Below are 2,274 nucleotides of genomic sequence, written 5' to 3'. Positions count from 1 at the left end.
GGCTTGGAGGGGCGCACGACACCGGGCAGCGAGTCGTACGACTCGAACTCGTCGCACGCGGCGGCCAGCGACTTGGCTGTGGAGCCAGACACCCCGACGCCGATCACGTAGCGGCCGAGGCGCTTGCAGCGCTGAGCCAGGGGCACGTAGTCGCTGTCACCCGCGACGATCACGACATGGGTGAGATCGGGGAGGCGGAACATGTCCTCGACCGCATCCACGGCGAGCCGGATGTCGGCGCCGTTCTTGGCATACGCCGCGGCGGGGAACAGCTGCACGAGGTCGACAGCGCGGGCAACGAGCTGCGAGCGGTACACGGCGTTGACCGGGGAGGACCAGTCCGCGTATGCGCGGGTGAGCACCAGCGTGCCGAACGAGGCCGCGTAGTCGATGATGGCGCCGACCTCGATCATCGCCCGGCTCAATCGCTCGGTGACCTCGGGGTCGTTCGGGTTCTCGCTGATCCGCTGACGGTCCTTGCCGTAGGCGTTGCGACCGTGCACCCGGTCGTACCAGGAGATGACGATGTTGTCGAAGTCGAGGTAGACGGCGACGCGGGCATCGGTGGTCTCGGCCATGCTCACACCTCCTCGCGGGGGTAGCGGACGCCGATCTGCGCCCTGATCTCGTCAAGGGTGCCCATGATCGCGACGCTCTCGGCGATGGGCAGGATGTCGCCCGCGAGGGTGCCTTCGCTCACCAGACGCTCGGCGGCGAGCGCCTGGAACTGCATGCCACGGCCCTCGACCTCGGAGGTGTAGCTCTCCTGCACCGTGCCGTCCGGCAGGACGAGGCGGAACGTGGTCGGGCTGTACCAGACGGTGTCGATGTCGATGCGGGCGGCCGTGCCGATGATGCTCGCGACGTTGGGGCCTGCAGCCCGCGACGACGAGAGGCTGGTCGAGACCGCACCGCCGTCGTGGGTCATGACCGTGGCGACCTCGGAGTCGGCTCCCGTCTCGATGAGGCGGCCGACGGCGCGGATGCTGGTCGGTGCGCCGAGGATGTCCCAGATGAAGGAGATCGGGTAGATCCCGAGGTCCAGCAGGGCGCCGCCACCGAGTTCGAGGGCGTTGAGCCGATGCGCGGGGTCGGAGGGCAGCAGCTGGGTGTGATCGGCGCTCACGGCCCGGATCTCACCGAGGGCGCCGTCGGCGATGAGCTCGCGGATGCGGACCATGTGCGGCAGATACCGCGTCCACATCGCCTCCATCACCAGCAGACCGCGCTCGGCGGCGAGCGCCTGCAGGTCTTCCGCCTCGGCGCGGTTCAGGGTGAACGCCTTCTCGGCGAGCACATGCTTGCCGTGCTCGAGGGCGAGGCGGGCGTTCTCGTGATGCATCGGGTGCGGTGTCGACACGTAGATGATGTCGACATCGGGGTCCGCGACGAGGTCTTCATACGAAGAATGCGCGCGGGGGATGTCGAAGCGGGCGGCGAACGCGTCGGCCGACTCCTGTGACCGGGATCCGACGGCCACGAGGTCGAGCCCCGCGGTTCGCAGATCGGACGCGAATGCGCCGGCGATTCCGCCGGTCGCGAGGATTCCCCACCGAAGACCTGTCATGGTCTCAGCGTAGGGGGTGCTCCGGGTGTGACGGACTGTTACATCCCGTGACGCCCGGCATCGACGCCATGGCAGCGGGTGGGGAGCGGCTCATACCGTGACGGGCATGACCGAACCCCTCATCATCGGCGCCATGGTGCGCACCCTCGGCGCGTATCCCTCGGGTTGGCGGCAGCCAGGGGCGCACCGCGACCCTGCGAGAGACGCCGACATCCTGCGCCACATCGCGCGAGAGGGAGAGGATGCCGGGCTCGACTATCTGTTCTTCGGCGACTGGCTCGCCACGGGGCCCGACCTGGAGTTCCGCGATCCGTATCTGCTGGCGCGCATCGACCCCGTGAGCGCTGTGCTCTTCCTCGCGGGAGTGACCTCGCGGATCGGCCTGATCGCCACGGTGAACACGACCTACGCCGACCCGTACACGACCGCGCGGTCGCTCGCCTCGCTCGACGTGCTCACCCGCGGCCGTGCCGGTATCAACCTCGTCACCGGCGCCGAGCCGCGCGCGGCCGGGAACCACGGTCGCGACGCGCACGCCGACAACGAGACCCGCTACGACCGGGCGGAGGAGTTCGTCGAAGCCCTGCGCCGGCTGTGGGATTCGTGGGGCGAGGACGCCTGGATCGCCGACGCCGATCGTGGGGTGCTGATCGATCCGGAGGGGCTGCGCGCCGCCGAGCTGCGGGGCGCTCAGGTGCGGGTCGCCG

General features: G+C 69.5%; 3 protein-coding genes. 1 reads left to right on the top strand and 2 read right to left on the bottom strand.

Annotation, left to right across the window (positions count from 1 at the left end; all coding sequences use genetic code 11):
• Positions 1–578, bottom strand: a 578-nt coding sequence (locus tag DSP71_RS23420) for an NYN domain-containing protein (RefSeq protein ID WP_258546337.1), incomplete at its 3' end; no start/stop codon positions are given.
• Between the two features lie 2 nt (positions 579–580).
• On the bottom strand, positions 581–1,567 hold the full coding sequence (locus tag DSP71_RS08500) for a Gfo/Idh/MocA family protein (protein ID WP_046749750.1): 987 nt from the start codon (positions 1,565–1,567) through the stop codon (positions 581–583).
• Positions 1,568–1,673: 106 nt separating this feature from the next.
• On the opposite strand from DSP71_RS08500, the gene DSP71_RS08495 reads away from it, so the two are divergent.
• Positions 1,674–2,274 (top strand): LLM class flavin-dependent oxidoreductase (locus DSP71_RS08495; RefSeq protein ID WP_113680854.1); only part of this gene is annotated, 601 nt, incomplete at its 3' end.

The organism is Microbacterium sp. H6 (assembly GCF_003314775.1).
Lineage (GTDB): Bacteria > Actinomycetota > Actinomycetes > Actinomycetales > Microbacteriaceae > Microbacterium > Microbacterium oxydans.
The sequence above is the reverse complement of the archived record's forward strand: the minus strand, read 5'-3'. Positions and strand labels throughout refer to the sequence as shown.